Here is a 22862-nt window from a genome sequence, read left to right as displayed (position 1 = left end):
CTTAAAATCCTTGTTTGTCTTTTGTAATCGAAGTTAGTAGTTACACCTCATTCTTTTTCATCGTATTGATATATTCCGAAGGAGTCATTTGATATTTAACTTTGAATACTTTCGTAAAATAATTTGGGTTTGCAAAACCTGTTTCGTACGCAATCTCCGAAATCGTTTTATCACTACGTTCCAACAGACTAGCTGCTTTTTCCAATTTCACCGACCGTATAAAATCCACTGGCGACATACCTGTATACTCCAGTAACTTGTTGTAAAGTGATGCTCGACTTATGAAAAGATGTGCACTAAGTGCTTCAACAGAAAGTTGCGGATTATCCATGTTTTCATAAACATAATTCAAGACATTTTTCAAGAACTTATCTTTCTCTGTCACTACCGCTACCTCTGGTACTGCAATAGATACTTGTTTACTATACACATCTTTAAATGCTTGATTGAGAATCAACAAACTATTTACTTTAGCTAATAATACATTGATATCAAAAGGTTTTGTAATATAGTCTACTGCTCCTGATTCCAATCCACACACCAGTCCATTTTCAACTTTTGAGGCTGTCATTAGTACAATCGGAATATGCTTAGTGCGCTTATCTTGCGCCATTTTTTGTGCCAATTCCATACCATTCATTTGTGGCATTTGTACATCACAGATTACAATGTCCGGATGATGGAATAATGCTTTTTGCCATCCTTCCTTGCCATTGACCGCTTCCAGTACCTTATAATTCTCACTCAACACTTCACTGAGATAATCTCTAAAATCATCATCATCTTCTACAATCAATAAGGAAGGTTTACTCCGTGCTTCACTATCTAGATTTTGTTCGATAATTGCTATTTCATCCACCTCTTCCAACATTGGCTCTTCGGCATAATCCAAAATAAGATCAAAATAGAAAATACTTCCCTTCCCTACTTCACTTTCAACCCAAATTTTCCCTTTGTACATTTTAACAAAAGAGTCTGCTATAGATAGACCTATGCCAGAGCCTTGATTAAGAACTTTACCTGCTGTATCGTGTTGAAAGAAGCTTTCAAAAATAGATTCTCGTGCTTCGGTAGGTATTCCAATTCCAGTATCGCGCACTTCAAACAAGACTTTTATTTTATTATTGTCCTGATATTCTGCTGAAGTAATACTAACGGCTATATCTCCGCCTTTTGTGGTGAATTTGAATGCATTAGAAATTAAATTGAAAAGTATACGTTCAATTTTGTCTTCATCGAATGATGAATATAGTTTTTCTTGGCAACTGTAGAAAGAATAATCGATCCCCTTTTGCAAAGCCATATCATTGAAAGATTGAAATACTTCTTTTACCGCAGCTACTAAATCGCCTTCCCTGTTTTGAAGTTTCAACTCATGCTCTTCCATTTTTCTGAAATCCAACAATTGATTCACTAAATTGAGTAGACGTCGCGCATTACGCTTGACCAAATCCAATTGACTACGTGCTTGTAAATCTTGCACTTGATTAATCAATGTTTCGATAGGACCGACAATAAGAGATATAGGTGTGCGAAACTCATGACTTAAATTTGTCAAAAACTTAATTTTCATTTGATCAAGTTTGTGCAAAGTTTCCGCTTCGCGTTTTTGCTGTTCAATAAGCTGTTTAGCCTGAATACGCTCTTGTTCTAACGCGAATTTTTGCTTCAAATTTTGAATACCTCGATGACGAATATAGAGTAAGGTTCCAGAAGCAACCAACAAATAAAATATATAAGCATAGATTGTAAGCCAAAATGGTGGATCTACCACAACGTGAATCCGCGTCACATCCTCACTCCACACACCATCATTATTACTAGCACGTACCTCAAAAGTATATTCTCCTGGATCTAAATTTGTATAGTAAGCGCTCAACTCATTACCTACTTTTATCCAATTTTTGTCAAAGCCAACCAAACGATATTCATAGCTATTGTCTTCAGGAACTGTGAAATTCAAAGCGGCGAACGAAATCGAGAAATTCTGTTTGTATTTTAATTTTATGCTTTCAGAAGTCTGTAATGTGGATTGAATAGGCCCATCTTCGGAAGGTAATACAATCTGATTATCAATTTTTAAATCCGTAAGTACGACATGTGCTGGATTAACATTGGTTTTCAAATCTTTTGGGTAGAAGTGGTTAAACCCATTCTGTCCACCGAAAAATATTTCTCCATCTGAAGTTTTAAGCCCTGCCCCCAACATAAAAGATCCTTGTTGTAGCCCAGCAGATTGTGTATAATTTTTGAAAGATTTATTATTTGGATCATAGCAACTCAAACCTCTATTGGTACTAAACCATATTTTACCGTTGTCATCTTCTACAATACTTTGAATTACGCCATTTATCAATCCTTCATTCTCAGAAATTGTTTCGAATTTTTTAGATCCCTTACGTAAAACGCCAATTCCATTACCGTTCGTTCCTACCCAAGCAGTACCTCGCTTATCAATATGAATCGCTAATATATAATTACTAGGCAATCCACTATTCTCTCTATCGTAAAAAGTTGTCTTTTTTGTTTTTGGATTATAAACAGAAAGACCTGATCCAAATGAGCCAACCCACATATTGTGTTCCGAATCTTCCTTAAAAGCTCGAATAAAGTTATTAGGTGGTTCTATATCAATATTTTCATTTCTATTTTGTCCAAGATATTTGCTGACTGTCCCGTCTTTAGCATTCAGAATATTTATACCGCCACCATTCGTACCAATCCACAAATCACCCTTATAATCTCGGGTTAGACAAAAAACTTCACTGTTATTCAACTGATTAGAACCATTACCTGCTTGAATCTTTTTAGAAGATTTAGAATTCAAGTCATATTGAATAATACCTTGCTGGTAAGTACCTATCCACACTTCGTTGCCTGATCCTTCGAGTGCTAATACAGTGTAGTCTTTGATATTTTCTGTAAGATTTAACGGCGTCAATTTATCTAATTCGCGGTCGTACATATATACTCCTCCACCATCAACTCCTAGTAATACATTCTTATTGTATTCCAGAAAAGAGGTAATCATGTTGGTACTTTCACCTCTACGTTCCAACAGATTAATTCCTTTGAGACCAAATTGACTTAGATTCGTATCGTATTTATTCAATCCACCTTGATATGTTCCTACCCAATAAATACCAAATTGATCTGCATAAATACTTCTTATGGATTTATGGCTTAAACTGTGAATATTGGATATATCCGGTCTAAAACGTTGAATAGAAAAATTGCTAGTATTTAAAATATCCAGTCCATTATCCGTACCTACCCATACCCCACCTTTTCGGTCTTTACCAAGCGCATACACTTTATTACTACTCAATCGACTATTAGCGACAGAATCAAATGCTTTAAATGATGAGCCTTTATAATCTAAAAAATAAAGACCGTGCGACGATCCAGCCCAAATTCTTTTGTTTTCATCTTCCGTTATAGAACTTATTTCTATCGTGCTGTTTGTTTTAGAAGGAATTTTGTATGCTGCAATTTCGTTGAAGTCTTTGGATATTTTATATACCGTCCCAATAGAAGATATCCACATCTGTCCTTCTTTGTCTTTGAATATATAGCGAGTAAATCTTTCCAGAAAAAAGCTTATGACTTTGTTGTATGATGCATCAGGCATTTTGTGAATATCTTTTGCGTTGATTATAGTGATATTCCCATAAGAACTTACCCAAATATTTCCATTGTGATCCTTTTTTAATGAAGTAATTGCTGAGCTCAACCAACGTTCATCTGGAGTTTTTTCGTAAGCAAATATTTTGTCCAACTTACGGTCATAGTAACTTAGACCTCCACCAGTAGTTCCTATCCAAATTCGACCTTGGTGATCCTCACATAGTGCCGTGATATGATTTGCTTTGAGTCCCAGATGGTTAGCATCATAACGATATACTTTGTAGGTTTTACCATCATATCTATTCAAACCATCCTCCGTGCCTAACCATAGAAATCCATAAGAATCCCGATAGATACTGTAAATGGTATTAGAGGACAATCCATCTTTAGAATAATATCGTTGAAATGATACTGGCAATTCTTGTCCAACAACATTAATTGTAGAGAATACAGCAACCAAAAAAAATATATAGGCTTTCATGTAATGTTTTATAATAGGTATCGCTAGAATTAGTAAATATCAACTGCATTTACTACTCATGTTCTAAGATATTAAAATAATACTTTTCAAAGAACTGAATGCTGTAAATATTATATATGAAGCCTACTATTAGACATTCTTTGCATTCATTTTGACATTCTTGCTATCACAAATCTGTTACAGCCTGTAGCTTTGAGACTATCAATTATAAATCAAAAAACCAACTAGTATATCATTAATTAAAGAGTTGTAAGCGCTATCGCTATTGACTTTTTATTGCCTTTAACTTAAACCAAATTATGACAAAAAATTATGACCAAATGCAAGACAGTACTTAAGCAATTTCCTTCCTATGTAATTAGTTTGTACGAGTAATAGTTTACAAACAACAACCATGATAATCCCAAATTATCATAATCTATAATTATTAACCAATTAATAAAAACATACAATGCTATGATGATAAAATTTACTATCACACTAGATAGGCATTTGAAAAAATTAGAGGGATTGTCAGTATCCTGCGTGTTTTTTCTGCTTTTCGCATTCTATAATGTTTCTGAAGTACAAGCACAATCAAGTCGAAATGTGCAAGGAATTGTAAAAACTGAAAGCAATGAGCCTGTTGAGGGAGCTTCCATTAGAGTGAAAGGCGTCAACTTTACAACAACTTCAAATAGTGAAGGAAAATTTACGATCAATCTGCCTCAAGGGCGAAATACCTTATTGATATCAATGGTAGGTTTTGATCAACTTGAATATGTAATTGAAAATCCAAATTCTATCGAAATCTTTTTAAAAGAATCTTCAATTGATATCGAAGAGACAGTTGTCGTGGGCTATGGTAAGCAAAGGAAAGAAAGTGTTGTAGGAGCAATTACACAAACTACAGGTGAGGTATTAGAACGCACAGGAGGTGTTACCAACTTAGGTATGGCTTTAACAGGAAATTTGCCAGGATTAGTAACCACCAGCTCAACAGGTATGCCTGGAGGTGAAGACCCACAAATTCTTATACGTGCACAAACATCTTGGAATAACAGCTCTCCCCTAATATTAGTAGATGGGATAGAACGTCCAATTGGATCTATTGATATCGGGTCTGTAGAAAGCATTTCAGTATTGAAAGATGCGTCTGCTACCGCAGTCTTTGGTGTCAAAGGCGCGAATGGGGTAATATTAATAAAAACCAAAGAAGGTTCTTTGGGCAAAGCAACAATACGCGGAAAAGTAAATTCAACAGCAAAAGTACCTTCCAAATTACCAAGCAAATATGATTCTTACGATGGTCTTTCACTCAGAAATAGAGTCGTGGAAAATGAATTGATGGTATTACCAACTACATGGGCTCATATTAGACCCGAAGAGATATTATTGAAATATCGTTTCCCAGCTAATGATGAAGAATGGGACAGATACCCTAATACAGACTGGGAAAAAGAGCTATTTCGCGATTACGCAACTGCATATGGCGCAAATGTGAATGTACAGGGTGGTAGTGAAATTGTAAAATACTTCGCGTCTGTAGATTACGCAGGGGAAGGTGATATATTCAAGACATTTGAAAATAACCGGGGTTATAAATCTAATTTTAGATACGATAGATTGAATGTTCGTAGTAATCTAGATTTCACATTATCCAGTACGACAAAACTTTCAACCAAATTATTTGGTTCAAACGGTGTAAGACAATATCCATTTGGTGTAGGTGGAAACGATGGTCGCTTTTGGACTTCCGTTTACCGTACCGCACCAGATGCCATGCGTCCAATCTATTCTGACGGCACATGGGGATATTATCCACAGCGTGATTACGATGTACCGAACTCTATGTACATCTTGGCGTTTTCGGGAGCAGAAAAAAGTACGCAAACTCAATTAACCACAGACTTTACATTAAATCAAGATTTGAAAGCTATTCTTCCTGGTTTAACATTGCGTGCAAATTATTCGATTGATAATTCTTTTAGAGAGAATGGTCGTGGTGTGACGGATCCGAATCAACCCGTTAAAAAATGGATTGACCCAGATTCAGGTAACATGATTTTTGATCCTATTGACTTGTCTACCAATATGGATCAGATGGATATGATCCGTTGGAGTAATCAAAGTGGTTCAGTGGATAAAGGCGCTACTTACCGTCGTGTCAATTATTCTGGACAAATCAATTACGCCACGAGCATTGGTAAGCATGATATCAGCGCGACTGGTGTTTTTCTACGTGAAAAGTTTGCTCGAGGAAGTGAATTCGCTCGGTATCGCGAAGACTGGGTATTTCGTACGGTATACGATTATGACAGAAGATATTTATTCGAAGCGAATGGTGCATACAACGGTTCAGAAAAATTCGGGCCGGATAATAGATTTGACTTCTTCCCTTCATTAGCTGCTGGTTGGATTATTTCTAACGAGAAGTTTATGGAAAATGTAAAATTCGTAAGAAATTTAAAGTTACGTGCTTCTTGGGGTAAAATCGGTGATGACAGTGGTGGTGGACGTTGGTTGTATAATGATCAATGGTCTTTCGGTGGAAATACTGAAATGGGAAGCCCATTACAAAGCACACCATATACTTTCTATAGAATAAGTACATTAGGTAATCCTTATATCGCTTGGGAAAAAGTTGAAAAACAAAATTTTGGTATTGAATACTCCTTATTCAATGGTCTAATATCCGGTGATATTGACTTCTTTAAAGATCTAAGAACAGACATTCTAATTTCAGGCGGATCACGTGCTGTTCCATCCTACTTTGGTCAGTCAGCTCCTATTGCCAATCTTGGTAGTGTAGAAGGTAAAGGATATGAATTTACGTTGAACCTAAATCATCGCTTATCCTCAGATTTGAGATTATGGGCAAATACCAGTATGACTTATGCTAAAAACACAATTCTATTTAGAGATGATCCTGCTTTACTTCCAGATTATCAAAAACAACAAGGTACTCAATTAGGTCAATATAGAGCATTTCTAGACCACGGCTACTTGCAAACATGGGATGACATTTATGGAAGTACTGTACGTACATCAAATGATAACATGAAGCTTGCTGGAGATTATAACATCATAGATTTCAACGCAGATGGTGTGATTGATCGTTTTGACTCTACTCCTTATGAATATTCTGGTTCACCTAGAAATACATACAACGCTACAATTGGAGCAGAATGGAAAAATCTATCCTTTTTCTTACAGTTTTATGGCGTAAATAATGTAACCAGAGAAGTAACATTCCCAACATTCAACACGTATTCCGGATCAAATGTAGCTTATGTAGAAGGCACCTATTGGACGAAGGAAAATGGTGGTGGTGAGGTACCTCTTCCAAGGTATTCTTCAGCTAATCCATTTGGTGGTGAGGGTACACGCTATCTATATGATGGCTCTTACTTACGTCTCAAAAATGCAGAATTAGCGTACACTTTCAAAGGAGCAACCGTTAAAAAATTAGGTTTAAGTTCTTGCCGATTTTACTTAAATGGTAACAACTTATTATTATGGACAAAAATGCCAGATGATAGAGAATCGAACTTTGCAGCTGGTTCTTCGGGGGGAGCTTATCCTACCGTAAGACGCTATAATATGGGTCTGGATATTACCTTTTAAAACATGATAATTATGAAGAATAATATAAAAAAGTTAGTGTTTCCATTGGTTATTATTTCAATGATATTGGGAATTACTTCTTGTAAAAAATATTTAGATAAATCCCCATTAGCAGATATCGATGAAACTCAAGCATTCGAAAGTTTTAGAAATTATCAGGGATTTGTAGAAGAACTATACAATTGTGTGCCATTAATTACAGCTATTGGATCACACAACAATTGGAACTTTGGTGAAGATGAGCTATGGGAAATGGGTGACAATCGCTTATTCGCATACAATGTTGACCATGGTGATTATTGGGCTTGGAACAATGCCATATTTGGTTCATGGTTTAAGGCTGGAGGCAATCCTACAAGCAATGCTAGAGGAGATAAAGGAAATCTTTGGGGCTTGTCATGGTACGGCATACGTAAAGCAAATATTGGATTAGCTAACCTTGAATTATTAACCGAAGCAACCCCAGAAGAGAAAAAACTAATCGAAGGTCAACTTTACTTTTTCAGAGGATGGTTTCACTTTATGCTTATGCAATATTGGGGTGGATTACCGTATATCGATGTAGCATTATCACCGGCTGAGCCTCCAAGAGTTCCTAGATTAAATTATCAAGAGACTGCCGAAAAAGTGGCCGAGGATTTACGTAAAGCGGCTGATTTATTACCTGTTGATTGGGACCAAACTGCTGCTGGTTCTGTAACAAGAGGGAATAACGACAGAAGAGCTAATAAGATTATGGCCTTAACTTTTTTAGGCAAAAATTTACTTTATGCGGGTAGTCCTTTAATGAATGAAGAATCAACAGGAAGTCGTACATACAATGCAGATTTTTGCAAAAGAGCAGCCGAAGCACTTGGCGAAGCATTGCAAATTTGCGAATCAACAGGTAGGTATTCCTTAATTCCATTCGAACACTACTCCAAGATATTCTACACATTCGCACAAAACGGAGCAATCCCTGGTGCTATTAGTGTGCAAGAAGGTGGTACTGAAAAAAGGTATAGAGAAGCTATAATGCTTGAAAACCATGCCGAGTCCAATGGACGTTTCAGATGGAATCAATCTACTGACTACAGGCCGTATGCCATTATTGCAAGGGGTATCAAGGCATATCCAACTGCCAATTATGTTGACAATTATGGTATGGCAAATGGTCTTCCAATAAATATTGAAAACCCTTCACAACCCGATGCGGAGTCAGGATACGATCCTAATTTTCCTTGGAAGGGAAGAGATCCAAGATTTTACCATGACATTATGATAGACGGTGAGAAGGTAGTAAATAATGGAAGTTACGTACAAAATGACCATAGAAAACAATATGCAAGTCTTCATACAGGAGGATTCTTTCGTACAGACAACTCCCATAGAGCGCCTATAACTGGATATATGTTGGCTAAGTATATATCACGTTTATCCAACGATTGGGAAGGAAATATGGATAATAATGTGATGTATCTAAGCTTAATGCGACTAGCTGATGTATACTTAATGTACGCAGAGGCTGCGTCGGAAGGGTACAATTCGCCAACAGGTAAATCAGCAAACTATAATAAAACTGCGGTAGATGCAGTAAATTTTGTTCGCGATAGACCAGGATTAAATGTAGGACATGTCGCTCCTAAATTCCGTTCTTCACAAGATGCATTCCGTTCGGAATACAGAAGAGAAAGAGCTGTAGAACTATCATTCGAAGGACATCGCTTTAATGATTTAAGACGCTGGCTATTATTATCAGAGAAACCTTATGTCTACAAAAAAGGAATTGAGTTTGATCGAGGTATGCCAAATGATCAGGTTTATGCAGACCCTAGAAACGCTAGAGTACTAAACTATAGACAATTCACAATCTTCGAAAGGAAATATGAAAAAAGACATTATTGGTTTCCATTCATAGTATCTGATGTAAATATTTACGAAGGTTTTTCACAGAATCCTGGTTGGTAAAATTTAAACTGTTGATAAAATGATTAAAAATAACATAAAAGTTTATTGGATTCTTGCGGCATTAGCTTTTAAAGTCTCTACTTCCAATGGACAAAACAATCAATTAAACATAGCACAAGAATCTAATGATAGTCTTGTAAATGTTGCCTTTGGAAGCATCAATAAAAAAGATATACTCGGTGCTGTATCATCTATTAATGTGACCGAACTCCTTGAAAAAAGCTTCGGAACATATAGTCTTGATAATTTACAAAGTTTCATAAGCGGCTATTCGGGAAATATATGGGGACAAAGTCCACTAATCCTTCTTGATGGTACAGAACGCAGAGCTTCCGATGTTAGATTAAATGAAATTCAATCTATCTCAATATTAAAAGATGCAGGTAGTATCGCATTATATGGCTCTGCTGGATCTAGAGGTGTGGTATTGATCACAACAAAAAGAGGAAAGAAAAAACCTCTAGGTGTTGATTTTAGATTAAACACTGGAGTATTTGTGCCCAAATCATACCCTACTTATCTTAATGCAGCTGAGTATATGGGCTTATATAATGAAGCACTTCGCAACGATGGCCTTACAGAAAGATACACCGAAGAAGAAATATATAATACAGCAAATGGTACTAATCCATATCGCTACCCAGACTTAAATCTTTATTCAAGTGATTATTTGAGAAAGTTCAGCTACAAATCTGATCTTACGACGGAAATAAGCGGTGGTACTGATCGTACAAAATATTACACAAATGTTGGATTAGCTTACAACAACAACATTTTAAAATATGGTGTAGCGGACAAGAACAATGATTTCTCACTTAATGTACGTTCAAATGTGGATATGAAACTTACTGATTGGTTAAGTGCATCTACAGACGCAGTAGCAATCATGACGGATCAATATTACGCGAGAGGTGATTTTTGGGGAATGGCAAGTAGTTTTAGACCGAATAATGATTGGTTCCATCATTATGTTCCTATTGATATGTTGGACCCAGATAACGAAGATTTACAAATCATTGTAAAAAACTCCAACAATATTATTGATGGAAAATATCTGTTAGGTGGTCTTTCAACTATTCAAACAAACCAATTGTCGCAAATGATGGCTTCTGGTTACATCAAAAATAAACATAGAACATTCATGTTTAATGTAGGCGCACAAGCTGATCTAAGTGGTATTACGCCAGGATTATCTTTTAAGACGCAGTTTAGTATGGATTACACGACCAGATATACAGAAGGATATTCTGTACCATACGCTACATACCAACCAGAATGGGTAAATATTGATGGAAAAGATATTATCAAAAGTTTGCAAAAATTTGGTAATGATGGTAATAGTACAAATGAATTCATAGGTACTTCATTGTATGACCAAACTTTAACGTCAATCTCTCAATTAGATTATCAACGTACATTCAATCAACATCATAATGTAAGTGCTAAGCTTGTAGGTTTTGGATATATTTCTCAGTATTCAAGTGATCCGGATACTGATGGAGGAAGTGAATATCATCCATTTAGAAATACCAATCTTGGAATTCATGCGGGATATAATTTCAAGCAAAAATACTATGTGAATTTCAACGGCAATGTGGTGCATTCATCTAAGTTACCAGAAAACAATAGAAGAGGCTTCTCTCCTACAGGTACTTTAGGTTGGAGATTGAGCGAGGAAAATTTTATCAAGGATAATCTAACGTTTATCGATGACCTAAAGTTAACCGGAACATATGCATCCCTAAAGCAAGATCTTGATATCAACGCGCATTACTTATATGCAGGAAATTTTGGTAACCAAGAAGGACTTGGTGGTTGGTTCACATGGAGAGACGGAGCTAGTGGTGGATATACCACAATGTCTGGTAGAGGTGCGAATCCCAATTTAACATTTGTGAATCGTGACGAAGTGAGAGTTGGATTTGAGTCGTCACTTTTTGGGAATAGACTACATCTGAATGCTAATTATTTTAAACAAAATATTAAAGGCTTACTATCTAGAGGTTCAACAATATTTCCATCCTATTTCACGGGACAAGGGGATTTCCTTCCGAACTTCAATTTTGGTGAAGAGATGCGTACAGGCGTAGATTTCTCATTAAATTTGAATAATAAGATTAATAATTTCTATTACAATGTTGGTATTGTAGGAATGATTTATGACTCTGAAGTAATCAAAAGAGAAGAAAACTACGAATACGCTTACCAAAATCGTGTAGGTAGGCCTTTGGATGCATATTTTGGCTACAAAGCAGAAGGCTTATTCCAAAGTCAAGAGGAAATTGATAACCATGCAAGACAGACAATTGGTGGAACATTGAAACCAGGAGACATTAAGTATACGGATGTAAATGAAGATGGACTCATAGATGGTCGTGATCAAGTTGAATTAGGTCACAATGGCTGGGCTGCTAATCCAATAACTTATGGTGTAAATTTAACCTTGAAATATAAAAACCTGACATTCTTTGCTATGGGATCCGGTATTCATGGAGCTATTGGTTTCAAAAATAACTCTTACTACTGGGTTCGTGGCTTGAATAAATACTCGGATGTCGTATTAGACAGGTGGACTGAAAGTACTGCGCAAACAGCTACTTACCCACGACTTACTAGTACGAGTAGTGCTAACAATTTCCAAAATTCAACTTTCTGGCAATATAACAATAACCGTTTTAATTTGACTCGCGTACAGTTCACTTATGACCTTCGCGAACAAATTTTTAAGAACTCTTCATTAATCAAAAAAATGGGAGTTTATGTAAATGGGGATAATCTATTAGTTATATCCAAAGAGCGCAAAATGATGGAAACAAATATCGGTTCAGCACCTCAAAATCGCTTTTATAATTTGGGTTTTACAGCATCATTTTAGGGATTATTTAAATAAAGAAATATGAAAATCAAAATATTTATATTAGGATTAATTGCCATCTCTTTTATCAGCTGTAAGAAATGGTTTGAACCCGATCCTGAAAATTTAAAATCTGAGGATCAAATGTATAATGATTCAAGATTTGCCCAAGGGTTTTTAAATACAACATACAGAACTATTCCTGGATATTACAACAATAGTGATGTAGCTACCGATGACGCAGTGACTAATGTCCGTACAAACGATTATTTACAAGTTGCTACAGGTTCTTGGACAGCTACTTACAATCCTTTGAACTTTTGGAATACTGGTTATGGCTCGTTGCTTTATCTCAACCTTTTTTTAGCTAATTCTGAAAAAGTACATTGGGCTAATGATCCAGAAGTTGCCAGACTCTTTAACATGCGTTTAAGAGGCGAAGCTTTTGGTTTACGCGCGCTGTATTTATATTATTTGGTACGTAACCATGCCGGTATTGCATCTAACGGAGAATTATTAGGAGTACCGCTTATTACAGAATATCAAACCGCTAACAGTGAATTTAATTTACCAAGAGCAAGTTTTAAAGATTGTATTCAACAAATTTTAACGGATTTAGATAGTGCGGAATACTATTTACCTATGGAATACAATGATGTAAGTAATGAAAGTCAAATACCTGAAAAATTTAGAAGTGTGACCACAAACGTAGGAACATATAGTAGAGTAATGGGTACACATAGTCGCCAATTATTCAATGCATTGATAGCAAAATCTATGCGTGCTAGAACTACGTTGCTAGCCGCTAGTCCAGCTTTTCAACATGCTTCAAATAATTACTCATGGGAAAATGCAGCAAATGCTGCCGCGGAAATTATAAATTATAAAGGTGGAGCGAATGCATTACCTGCAAATGGACATACCTTTTATAATAACCAAGGCGAGATTGACGGTCTTTCACAAGGCTCAAATCCTCCAGAGATCATCTGGAGAGAAAATATTCAAACGAATAATGGAGATCAAGAATCGCAAAACTACCCTCCTAGCTTATTTGGTAATGGATTTATAAATCCAACACAAAATCTTGTTGATGCATTTCCTATGGCTAATGGATACCCAATTAACCATCCGAATAGTGGGTATAGTGCTACTAATCCATATGCAAGTCGTGATCCTCGATTAACACATTATGTCATCTATAATGGAGCCACAGCAGGTACAAATAACACAGTTATTCAAACGACTAGCCAATCACCTACAGTTGATGCCCTCAATAACAGAGAGACTTCTACGCGTACGGGCTATTACTTGAAGAAAAGGTTAAGAATGGATGTGAATCGTAATCCACAGAGTACGAGCAATAAAAACAAATATTCACCAAGGATTAGGTACACTGAGATGTATTTGAATTATGCAGAAGCAGCTAATGAAGCATGGGGACCTACTGGATCAGGCACTCACGCATTCTCAGCATATGATGTGATAAAAGCTATCCGAAAAAGAGCAGGTATTGGTACTACTAACAACGATGCGTACCTAGAAGAATGTAAGACAGATAAGGATAAAATGAGACAGTTAATCCGTAATGAACGTAGATTGGAACTAAGTTTTGAGAGTTTTCGCTTTTGGGATCTCAGAAGATGGAAAGAAGACTTAAATACTACAGCATATGGGATTGATATTGTAGGTGGAAATTATAGCCAAATAAGTGTTGAAGCACGCACGTATCAAGACTACATGATTTATGGACCAATTCCTCAGTCAGAAACAATTAAATATAATAACCTGTATCAAAACAATGGTTGGGAATAATAATTTTTGGTTACTTATTTCAATATATTAATATGAAAAACAATAATAAAACGATAACCAACCTTATGCTTATTATTCTATTAAGTATAGTATACGGTTGTAAAAATACGGAAATTGTACATCCTGATTTTGATTATCAAGCTGTCTATTTCGCTAATCAATACCCTATTCGAACAGTAGTTCTAGGAGAAGATATGAATTTTGACAATTCATTGGACAACGAGCATAAAGTAGAAATCAAAGCTACGTTGGGTGGTACACGATCCAACCAAAATGACGTAGTAATAGATTATTCTATTGACAATAGCTTATTGACTAATATGCGTTTTGGAGCTGGTTCATCACCTATATTACCCCTGCCCTCAAACTATTTCACAATGAATTCTAATCAAATAGTTATTAAAAAAGGTGAAATATTAGGTGGAGTTGTGGTACAACTTACAGATGCTTTTTTTGCAGACCCTTTAGCCATTTCAAATAATTATGTATTGCCTCTTAGAATGAATAATGTACAAAATGCAGATACAATTTTAGCGGATAAGAATTTTGTTTTTTACGCTTTAAAATTCATCAATCCATGGCATGGAAATTATCTAAGAAGAGGTAGTGACCAGATGACTGGTAGCGTAGCTAGAAATGTAGTACGTCACAAACAGTACGTAGAAAATGATGAAGTAAATAATTTAAAGACCAAGAGCTTAAATCAAATTGAGTTCCCTGTTCAATTCAGGGATGCTGATAATGGCAACATTTTCACATGTACTTTATTACTCACATTTAATCAAAATGGTGAATGTACCATTACGACAAATTCAAATGGCTATACGGCTTCTGGAACAGGACGCTATGTTACTAATGGAGAAAAAAACAGTTGGGGAAATAGAGATAGAAGTGTGCTGTATCTGAACTATGAAGTAAATTATTCCAATGTAACTGTAGGAAGCGGTACTAATGCAAGACAAATCACTGGAAAAATTGTTACACAAGACACTCTAGTTGCTCGTGATCGTGGAGTATCTCCTGAGTATTTCACACCAGTTCAGAATTAATTAAATTATTGAAATCTATGAGAACAATTAAGAAAATTACATTGCTGCTATTTACTACTACACTGTTTAGCGCATGTACTAAATTCGAAAATAGAGAAAGCTTTGTGGATAAGCCACAAAGCTTGATTGATCAAGAAATTAGAGATGGATATGATATTTTAAAAAGTTATATCGATAAAAGTAGTCAATCCAATATTAATATTGGTGCGGAAGTGAGCTTAGGAGATATGAGCGCTAACAACCTACTTTATAGACTGTTGACCCAACATTTTGATGAACTAAATATTACTTCTGGGGCTTTTACTCATGAGAACTTAGTGCAAGCGGATGGATCAATTAATATTGATAATATTGTAACAGCGCTTAGTACTGTGGAAAACAGTGCGACTCCTACCCCAATTCATGCTGGACATCTAGTATGGCATAATGATCAACGAGCAGCCCCCCTTAATCGATTAATAGCAAACGTCGTGCTACCTGGGGTATCTGGAGTTGATAATGTAGTTGATTTTGAAGGGGATGAAGTTGGAAAAACCTATCCAACGAATGTTGATGCTTCAACAGCAACCGTTATGTTGGACCCTGTAGCTACTGGAAATAGCGGCAAAGTTCTACGTGTTTTAAAAGTTACAAATACAGCATTTCCACAATTCAGAATTACCCTACCCGAGGGAAGAAAATTGAAATACTATAAGAATGTAACTTTAGACTTCAAAGGTGGTGACTGTTGTGGCTTCTATGGTGGAGGTATGCGTATGGCAATTACCGCTGATTATGGAAATCCTACGTTAGAACCAGGATTTGGTGGCCCTTCTTCCTTCGGTATACAAAATAATGTCTGGGGAAGAGGAATGATTGTCTTACCGATTTCATCACTGAAGTTAACAGACGAACAAAAGGAATGGAATACTTTCGTGCTAACCGTAGGATCACAAACAGGATCACCAGACTACTTGCTTGACAATATCAAAATGAATTGGGAAATCCCTGGTGAAACTATTATAAAATCTACAGAAGAAAAAAGACAAATTATCACAGCAGAATTAGATAAGTTCATAAAAGCAATTGGCGAAGCAGGAAAAGATAAAATCAAATCTTGGAGTGTAATCTATCAACCTATGGATAACAATAATCCTACTCAATTAAGAGGTAATCTTGGTGGCGGTGCACTGCCAGACAGTATATTCTACTGGCAAGACTATCTCGGAAAAGATTATGCCGCTGTAGCGATAAATATGATTAAACAATATGCTAATAGCACAGACAAAATTTACATCACTGAAACAAATCTAGATCAAATACCAGAAAAAATAGAAGGGCTAAAAGATCTGATCGCTTATACAGAACAAAAAGGTGCAAAAGTTGATGGTATTGCTACTGAATTTGCATTGAATCTAGATGCTGATAAAGCTAAAATAGAAAATGCCCTACAGAAATTAGCGGCTACTGGAAAGTTTGTAAAGATATCAGCCCTCGATATTGGTATTGGCGGTCCTATTTCTAATGCTACACCATCTTTATATTTAGAGCAATCAAAGATGTACAATTGGTTTATTAAAGCTTACAATAGTAAAATTCCTGCAGCACAGCGCGCTGGAATAACCTTCAGAAGCCCAATTGATCAAACTGCAACCTCATCATGGCGTCCAAATGAGCCTGTTGGAATCTTTACCAACAAATCTGGATACCAACGCAAACCTGCTTATGTAGGCATCATTGAAGCATTTCAAGGTAAATGATAAATATTGATTAATCGTAAATTATCAAAGGGAGGTATGAATTAAGTTCATCCTCCCTTTTTCTTTACAAACGAATACAAAGCAACAACTTATTATCAAATCATTGCGACATAAATTCATTCTATATTCAATTTAAGTCTTACCACATTTCACCCACTATGAAATCTTTTATATAAATAAAATTGAAAGAAAAAACTCTAAAAAAAGTAATCTATTAACAGGATAAAATATATAAATCATACCATAAAAAGATCTTCCAGTACAATAAAGCTTGATTTTAAAATAGATCGTTTAAAATAAAGAATAAGCAATTTAGACATTCTTATCATTCATTTTGACATTCTTGCTACTTATAAAATGCAACATCATGTAGCTTTGATACTACAATTATAAACAGATAATACCAAATTAACATTCAATATTCATTGCAAAAACTGAGTACAAGTATATCATGCTAACTCATGTATGCAATACATAACCAGTATTAGACAGTATTTATGAAAAAAAACTCGTATTCTATTAACCAAAATTCAATTATTAATAGTAGTATACATTTTATTTATAAAGCTTAAGTTTTATAAATAAGCTACCTAAGAATTATAACCAATTAATTTTAAACTTAAGAAATGCTATGATGCTAAAATCTACCATCACACTCATTAGGCATTGGAAAAAACTTTGGGGAATTATTTTATCCTTTGCATTTTTCCTATTCCTAACTCTTAGTCTACCAACAACAAGTATGGCACAGACGACAAAAAGAGTGCAAGGGATTGTCCAGGACCAAAACAGTGAACCTGTAAGTGGGGCTTCTATAACTGTAAAAAGCACCAGCACACAGGTAACCACTGATGCTCAAGGAAAATTCTCCATTCAAGTGCCCCAAAACAATAACATTCTAGTTATAAGAAAGGTCGGCCACGAAACAGTGGAAGTAAATGTGCAAAACCAAACAAATATTGAAGTACTTCTGAAATCAATTGAAATTGAAATCGAAGAAACAGTTGTTGTTGGATATGGAACACAAAAAAAAGAAACTGTTGTCGGCGCTGTAGCGCAAACATCTGGAAAAGTTTTAGAACGTGCAGGAGGTGTTTCAAGTGTAGGTGCTGCTTTAACAGGTAATGTACCGGGTGTTGTAACTACAGCAAGTACTGGTATGCCTGGTGAAGAAGATCCACGTATTGTAATCCGTGGCCGTAGTACATGGAATAATACCGAACCATTGATAATGGTTGACGGTGTTGAACGTCCTATGAGTAGTGTTGACATCGGATCCATTGAAACCGTATCAGTGCTGAAAGATGCTTCTGCTACTGCTATCTATGGTGTACGTGGTGCAAATGGTGTAATATTAATTACAACAAAAAGGGGACGGGAAGGACGCGCTTCAGTTCGTGGTACTGTCAATAACATTGCAAAAACAGTTTCCCAACTGCCAAATAAAATGGACTCTTACGACGCTTTGATGTTGCGTAATTTAGCAGTGGAACGAGAATTAGCCATTTCTCCAGACAGCTGGTCATATTATCAACCTCAAAATACTATAGACAAATACCGTTACCCAGCAAATCAAGAAGAGAGAGAACGCTATCCTAACATAAACTGGGCTGACGAGTTGTTCAAAGGATACGCTTTATCGCAAAATAGTAATATAAACATTGCTGGCGGTACCAAAAAAGTGAAATACTTTGCAAGTGCCGATTACTTATTTGAAGGCGATATGTTTCGTCACAATGACAATAATCGTGGTTACGAATCTGGATATAATTTTAATCGTTTGAATGTAAGATCGAATCTTGACTTCCAATTGACGCCTACAACCAAATTCTCTACTAACCTAGCAGGGTCGCATGGTGTACGCAAAAGCCCTTGGGGTGGCGGTAATGACTATGCCTTTTGGATTGCAGCATATACTGTAGCTCCCGATTTATTTTATCCTCGATATTCTGATGGAACTTGGGGTTATTATCCAAATGATACTCAAGCTGGTATCAATTCAGCAAAAGTATTAGCTGTTTCAGGTATTCAATATACTACTACTAACCGCATAACATCTGATTTTACATTGGAGCAAAAATTAGATATGTTCATTGATGGACTTACCGCAAGAGGTACTTTTTCAATGGACAACAGCTTTGTAGAGTCTGGACGTGGTGTCAATGATTTATACAATGATCCACAAGATAAATGGATCGATCCAGAGACTGGTTTAGCACGATATAAATTCAATCAAAATAACAGTGGATTTGATTTCGTTGAAGGTATTGAGTGGGATCACGTTGCAGGAAGTGTAAATAACTGGCAAACCTACCGCAGATTGTTTTATCAGATGCAATTAGATTATAGAAAAACCATAGCCGAAAATCACAATTTCACCGCAATGGGATTATTCAACCGTAACCAATATGCAACAGGTAGTGAACAACCATATTTTCGTGAAGACTGGGTATTCCGTACCACCTATAATTTCAAAAACAAATACATGATTGAGTACAATGGTGCTTACACAGGATCAGAAAAATTCGCTCCGAAAAATAGATTTGGTTTCTTCAATTCTGGTGGTATAGGTTGGTTAGTTTCTGAAGAAAACTTCTTAAAAGGTAATCCAATATTAAATATGTTGAAATTGAGAGCTTCTGTAGGTGATATTGGCGATGATAATGTGGAAGGCAGATGGCTTTATTTGACACAATGGATTATGGGTGGAACTTCCAAAATGGGAGTTGTTGGAGTAGATCCTGAACTTAGTAGCTACGTATGGTTCAAAGAAAATGTATTGGGTAATGAAAATGTACGTTGGGAAAAAGTTAGAAAAACCAACTTTGGAGCAGATTTTGGTTTATTTAATAACGTTATCACTGGTCAGGTAAATATTTTCAAGGATAGAAGAACAGATGTTTTGATTCCTGGAAACAGAAGAGCGATACCTGAATATTTTGGTACAGCAGCACCTGTTGCCAATCTGGGTATCGTTGAAAATGAAGGATATGAGGTAGAAATTAAAGCAAACAAGTCTCTTAATCAAAACTGGAGAATTTGGGGTGATTTGAATTTCACACATGCTAAGGATAAAGTAATTGAAGGAGATAGCCAGGCCCTACTACCTGAATATCAAAAACTAGAAAATAAACAAATCAGTCAAACTTATACACATGTGAATGCCGGATATTATAATACTTGGGATGAGTTATATTCTTCTACACCACATGATACTTATGATCAGAACAAAGTCCCTGGAAATTACCACATCGTAGATTATAATGGTGACGGTATAATAGATACTAAAGATAATATCCCTTATGCTTTTCCTTCTACGCCGCAGAATACCTATAATCTTACAGTAGGATTTGATTATAAAAACTTCAGTTTAATGACCCAATGGTATGGCGTCAATAATGTGACACGTCAAGTGGTTTTTGAGAGCTTTGGCCGACAATTCAACTTGGCTTATAATGAAGGTTCTTATTGGAATAAAGATGATATAAATGCGGACATTCCTATGCCAAGATTCCTTTCTATTGTAAGTGGATATAATAATGCAGATCGATTCATGCATGATGGTTCTTATGTACGTTTGAAAACTGCTGAAATATCTTATAATCTAAACACTGAAAGTCCATTCATACGTAGATTAGGATTACAACACATTCGTTTCTTCTTGAACGGCCACAATCTAATTCTTTGGTCCAAAATGCCAGATGATAGAGAGTCCAACTATGCAGGTACAGGATGGGCTTCTCAAGGAGCTTACCCTACTGTAAAACGCTATAATTTGGGTGCCAACATTACATTCTAATTGAAAAATCATGAAATACGCTAAATATATAAAAGTTCTTATTTCTTGTGGTGTGCTGGGAGCTACTTCTCTAGTATCTTGTGAGAAATATCTTGATAAAGAAGAACAATCCATAATTTCACCTGATGATGCCTTCAAAAACTTTGTTAATTTTCAAGGCTACACCGAAGAATTATACCACTGTATTGTGAATTTCTCGAACAATTACTGGACAAATTCGTGGAATTGGGGAGAAGATGAGATCACCACTACAGCGGGAGATTATCACTTTATTCACAAAATAGATAATGGTAACTTTTGGGGATGGCAATCCGAACACGATGGTTGGGGAGCTGGATGGATGGATCAGCCTGATTTTTCTTCCGATGGACAAAGGCATAATAAAGACTTATGGAATGCCGCTTGGTATGGGCTTCGTAAAATAAGCCTTGCATTGGAAAATTTTGATAAGATGACGGATGCGACCCAAGAAGAACGCAATTTGATTAAAGGCCAGTTATTATTCTTTAGAGGTTGGTTTCATCATCGATTGATGGAATACTTTGGAGGTATACCTTATATAAACTATGCACTACCAAACGATGAGAAATTAACCTTACCTAGACTTAATTATCATGATTGTGCTGACCTAGCTGCAGCTGATTTCCGCGAAGCGGCTGATTTATTACCTATTAATTGGGACAACACTGCTGCAGGTAGACGAACACTCGGTAAAAACCAATTACGTATCAATAAGATAATGGCTCTAGCTTATCTTGGCAAAAATTACCTGTGGGCAGGTAGCCCATTGATGAATTACAGCGTCACGGGTAATAGAAATTATGAGGCGGAATATTGTAAAAAAGCAGCAGATGCTTTTGGTGAGCTATTAGCCCTCGTGGAAGGTGGTCAAACACAGTATCAATTACTAACATTTGATAAAATCCACAATAATTTTTACACCATGAACCAAAACTGGGCGTTACCAGGTGGTACGGAGGCCATATTTAGAGGCCCTTATTCTAGTGGGAATGATACCCATTATGGTACCAGTAAGCAATTTATGCCGTCATTAATCTCTGATGGTGATGCGATTAAATTTAATCCTACAGCAAACTATGTCCATGCTAATTATGGTATGGCTAATGGTCTACCAATTAAAGACATCACCAAAGCAGACCCGGAATCAGGTTATGATCCTAATTTTCCATGGAAAAATAGAGATCCTCGATTTTACACTGATATTTTATTTGATGGGGTAAAAGTAATATCGGGTAATATCACAGAAACGGACATGCACGAAGATCTTAGACGCTATGCGCAATTGTATACGGGTGGGTCATATAGAAATGTTCAGAATGGTTCACGTTCCGGATATTCTCTTCGAAAATTTATACCATTGGCAACCAATAAATTTGATAAAGCATATGATTGGGGATATAATATGCACATCTACGTACCATACATGCGATTAGCAGACGTATACCTCATGTATGCAGAATCAGCTTTGATGGCAAATAATAGTATTACAGGTAAATCTTCAAATTTTAATAAAACAGCCATTGACGCAGTAAATGTGATCCGTGAACGTGCTGGCGCTGCTCCTGTACATCAAAAATTCCAAACCTCCGCATCTACATTCTTAGATGAATTGAGACGCGAACGCGCCGTAGAATTAGCTTTTGAAGGGCATCGATTCAATGATTTGAGAAGATGGCTTTTATTAATAGAAAGACCATATACGATTAAAACATCCGTAGAATTTGACCGTTCGGGTACATTCAATTATGATGACCCTAATGAGAATCGCGTAGTAAATTTTCGTGAAGTTCAAATCCTTGAACGCAAATTATCTACCAAACACTATTGGTTACCATTGAAGGTAAAGGATGTGAGTTTATATCCTGAGTTTGGTCAAAATCCAGGCTGGTAATCAGATGTATGATCAATTCATCAAATTATGAAGACA

General features: G+C 36.1%; 9 protein-coding genes. 8 read left to right on the top strand and 1 reads right to left on the bottom strand.

Annotated elements, in window-relative coordinates; genetic code table 11:
• Nucleotides 1–40 precede the first annotated feature (40 nt).
• Nucleotides 41–4108, bottom strand: coding sequence for a hybrid sensor histidine kinase/response regulator transcription factor (locus tag GOQ16_RS04375; protein WP_160068191.1), 4068 nt, complete (start codon nt 4106–4108; stop codon nt 41–43).
• Between the two features lie 456 nt (nt 4109–4564).
• On the opposite strand from GOQ16_RS04375, the gene GOQ16_RS04370 reads away from it, so the two are divergent.
• From GOQ16_RS04370 to GOQ16_RS04335, 8 genes are all read left to right on the top strand, one after another.
• Nucleotides 4565–7714, top strand: a complete 3150-nt coding sequence (locus tag GOQ16_RS04370) for a SusC/RagA family TonB-linked outer membrane protein (protein ID WP_204987417.1) — start codon at nt 4565–4567, stop codon at nt 7712–7714.
• A gap of 12 nt (nt 7715–7726) precedes the next feature.
• Entirely contained in the window at nt 7727–9661 is a 1935-nt protein-coding gene (locus tag GOQ16_RS04365) for a RagB/SusD family nutrient uptake outer membrane protein (RefSeq protein ID WP_160068190.1), read from the top strand.
• Nucleotides 9662–9680: 19 nt separating this feature from the next.
• Complete coding sequence (locus GOQ16_RS04360) at nt 9681–12536, top strand: SusC/RagA family TonB-linked outer membrane protein (RefSeq protein ID WP_160068189.1); 2856 nt, start codon at nt 9681–9683, stop codon at nt 12534–12536.
• Nucleotides 12537–12557: 21 nt separating this feature from the next.
• On the top strand, nt 12558–14327 hold the full coding sequence (locus GOQ16_RS04355) for a RagB/SusD family nutrient uptake outer membrane protein (protein ID WP_160068188.1): 1770 nt from the start codon (nt 12558–12560) through the stop codon (nt 14325–14327).
• 32 nt (nt 14328–14359) lie between these two features.
• Nucleotides 14360–15376 carry a DUF5627 domain-containing protein gene (locus GOQ16_RS04350; RefSeq protein ID WP_192922504.1) on the top strand — a complete coding sequence of 339 codons (1017 nt, stop codon included), beginning with the start codon at nt 14360–14362 and terminating at the stop codon, nt 15374–15376.
• A 17-nt stretch (nt 15377–15393) separates the two neighbouring features.
• Nucleotides 15394–17115: an endo-1,4-beta-xylanase gene (locus tag GOQ16_RS04345; protein ID WP_160068187.1), complete on the top strand. Its 1722-nt coding sequence runs from the start codon at nt 15394–15396 to the stop codon at nt 17113–17115.
• A gap of 742 nt (nt 17116–17857) precedes the next feature.
• Entirely contained in the window at nt 17858–20914 is a 3057-nt protein-coding gene (locus tag GOQ16_RS04340) for a SusC/RagA family TonB-linked outer membrane protein (RefSeq protein WP_160068186.1), read from the top strand.
• Nucleotides 20915–20924: 10 nt separating this feature from the next.
• Nucleotides 20925–22826 (top strand): RagB/SusD family nutrient uptake outer membrane protein, encoded by a 1902-nt coding sequence (locus tag GOQ16_RS04335; protein WP_160068185.1) that lies wholly within the window; start codon nt 20925–20927, stop codon nt 22824–22826.
• The last annotated feature ends 36 nt before the right edge of the window (nt 22827–22862 follow it).

The organism is Sphingobacterium bovisgrunnientis, from assembly GCF_009829085.1.
Taxonomy (GTDB): domain Bacteria; phylum Bacteroidota; class Bacteroidia; order Sphingobacteriales; family Sphingobacteriaceae; genus Sphingobacterium; species Sphingobacterium bovisgrunnientis.
This window is presented reverse-complemented; position numbering and strand designations above follow the sequence as displayed.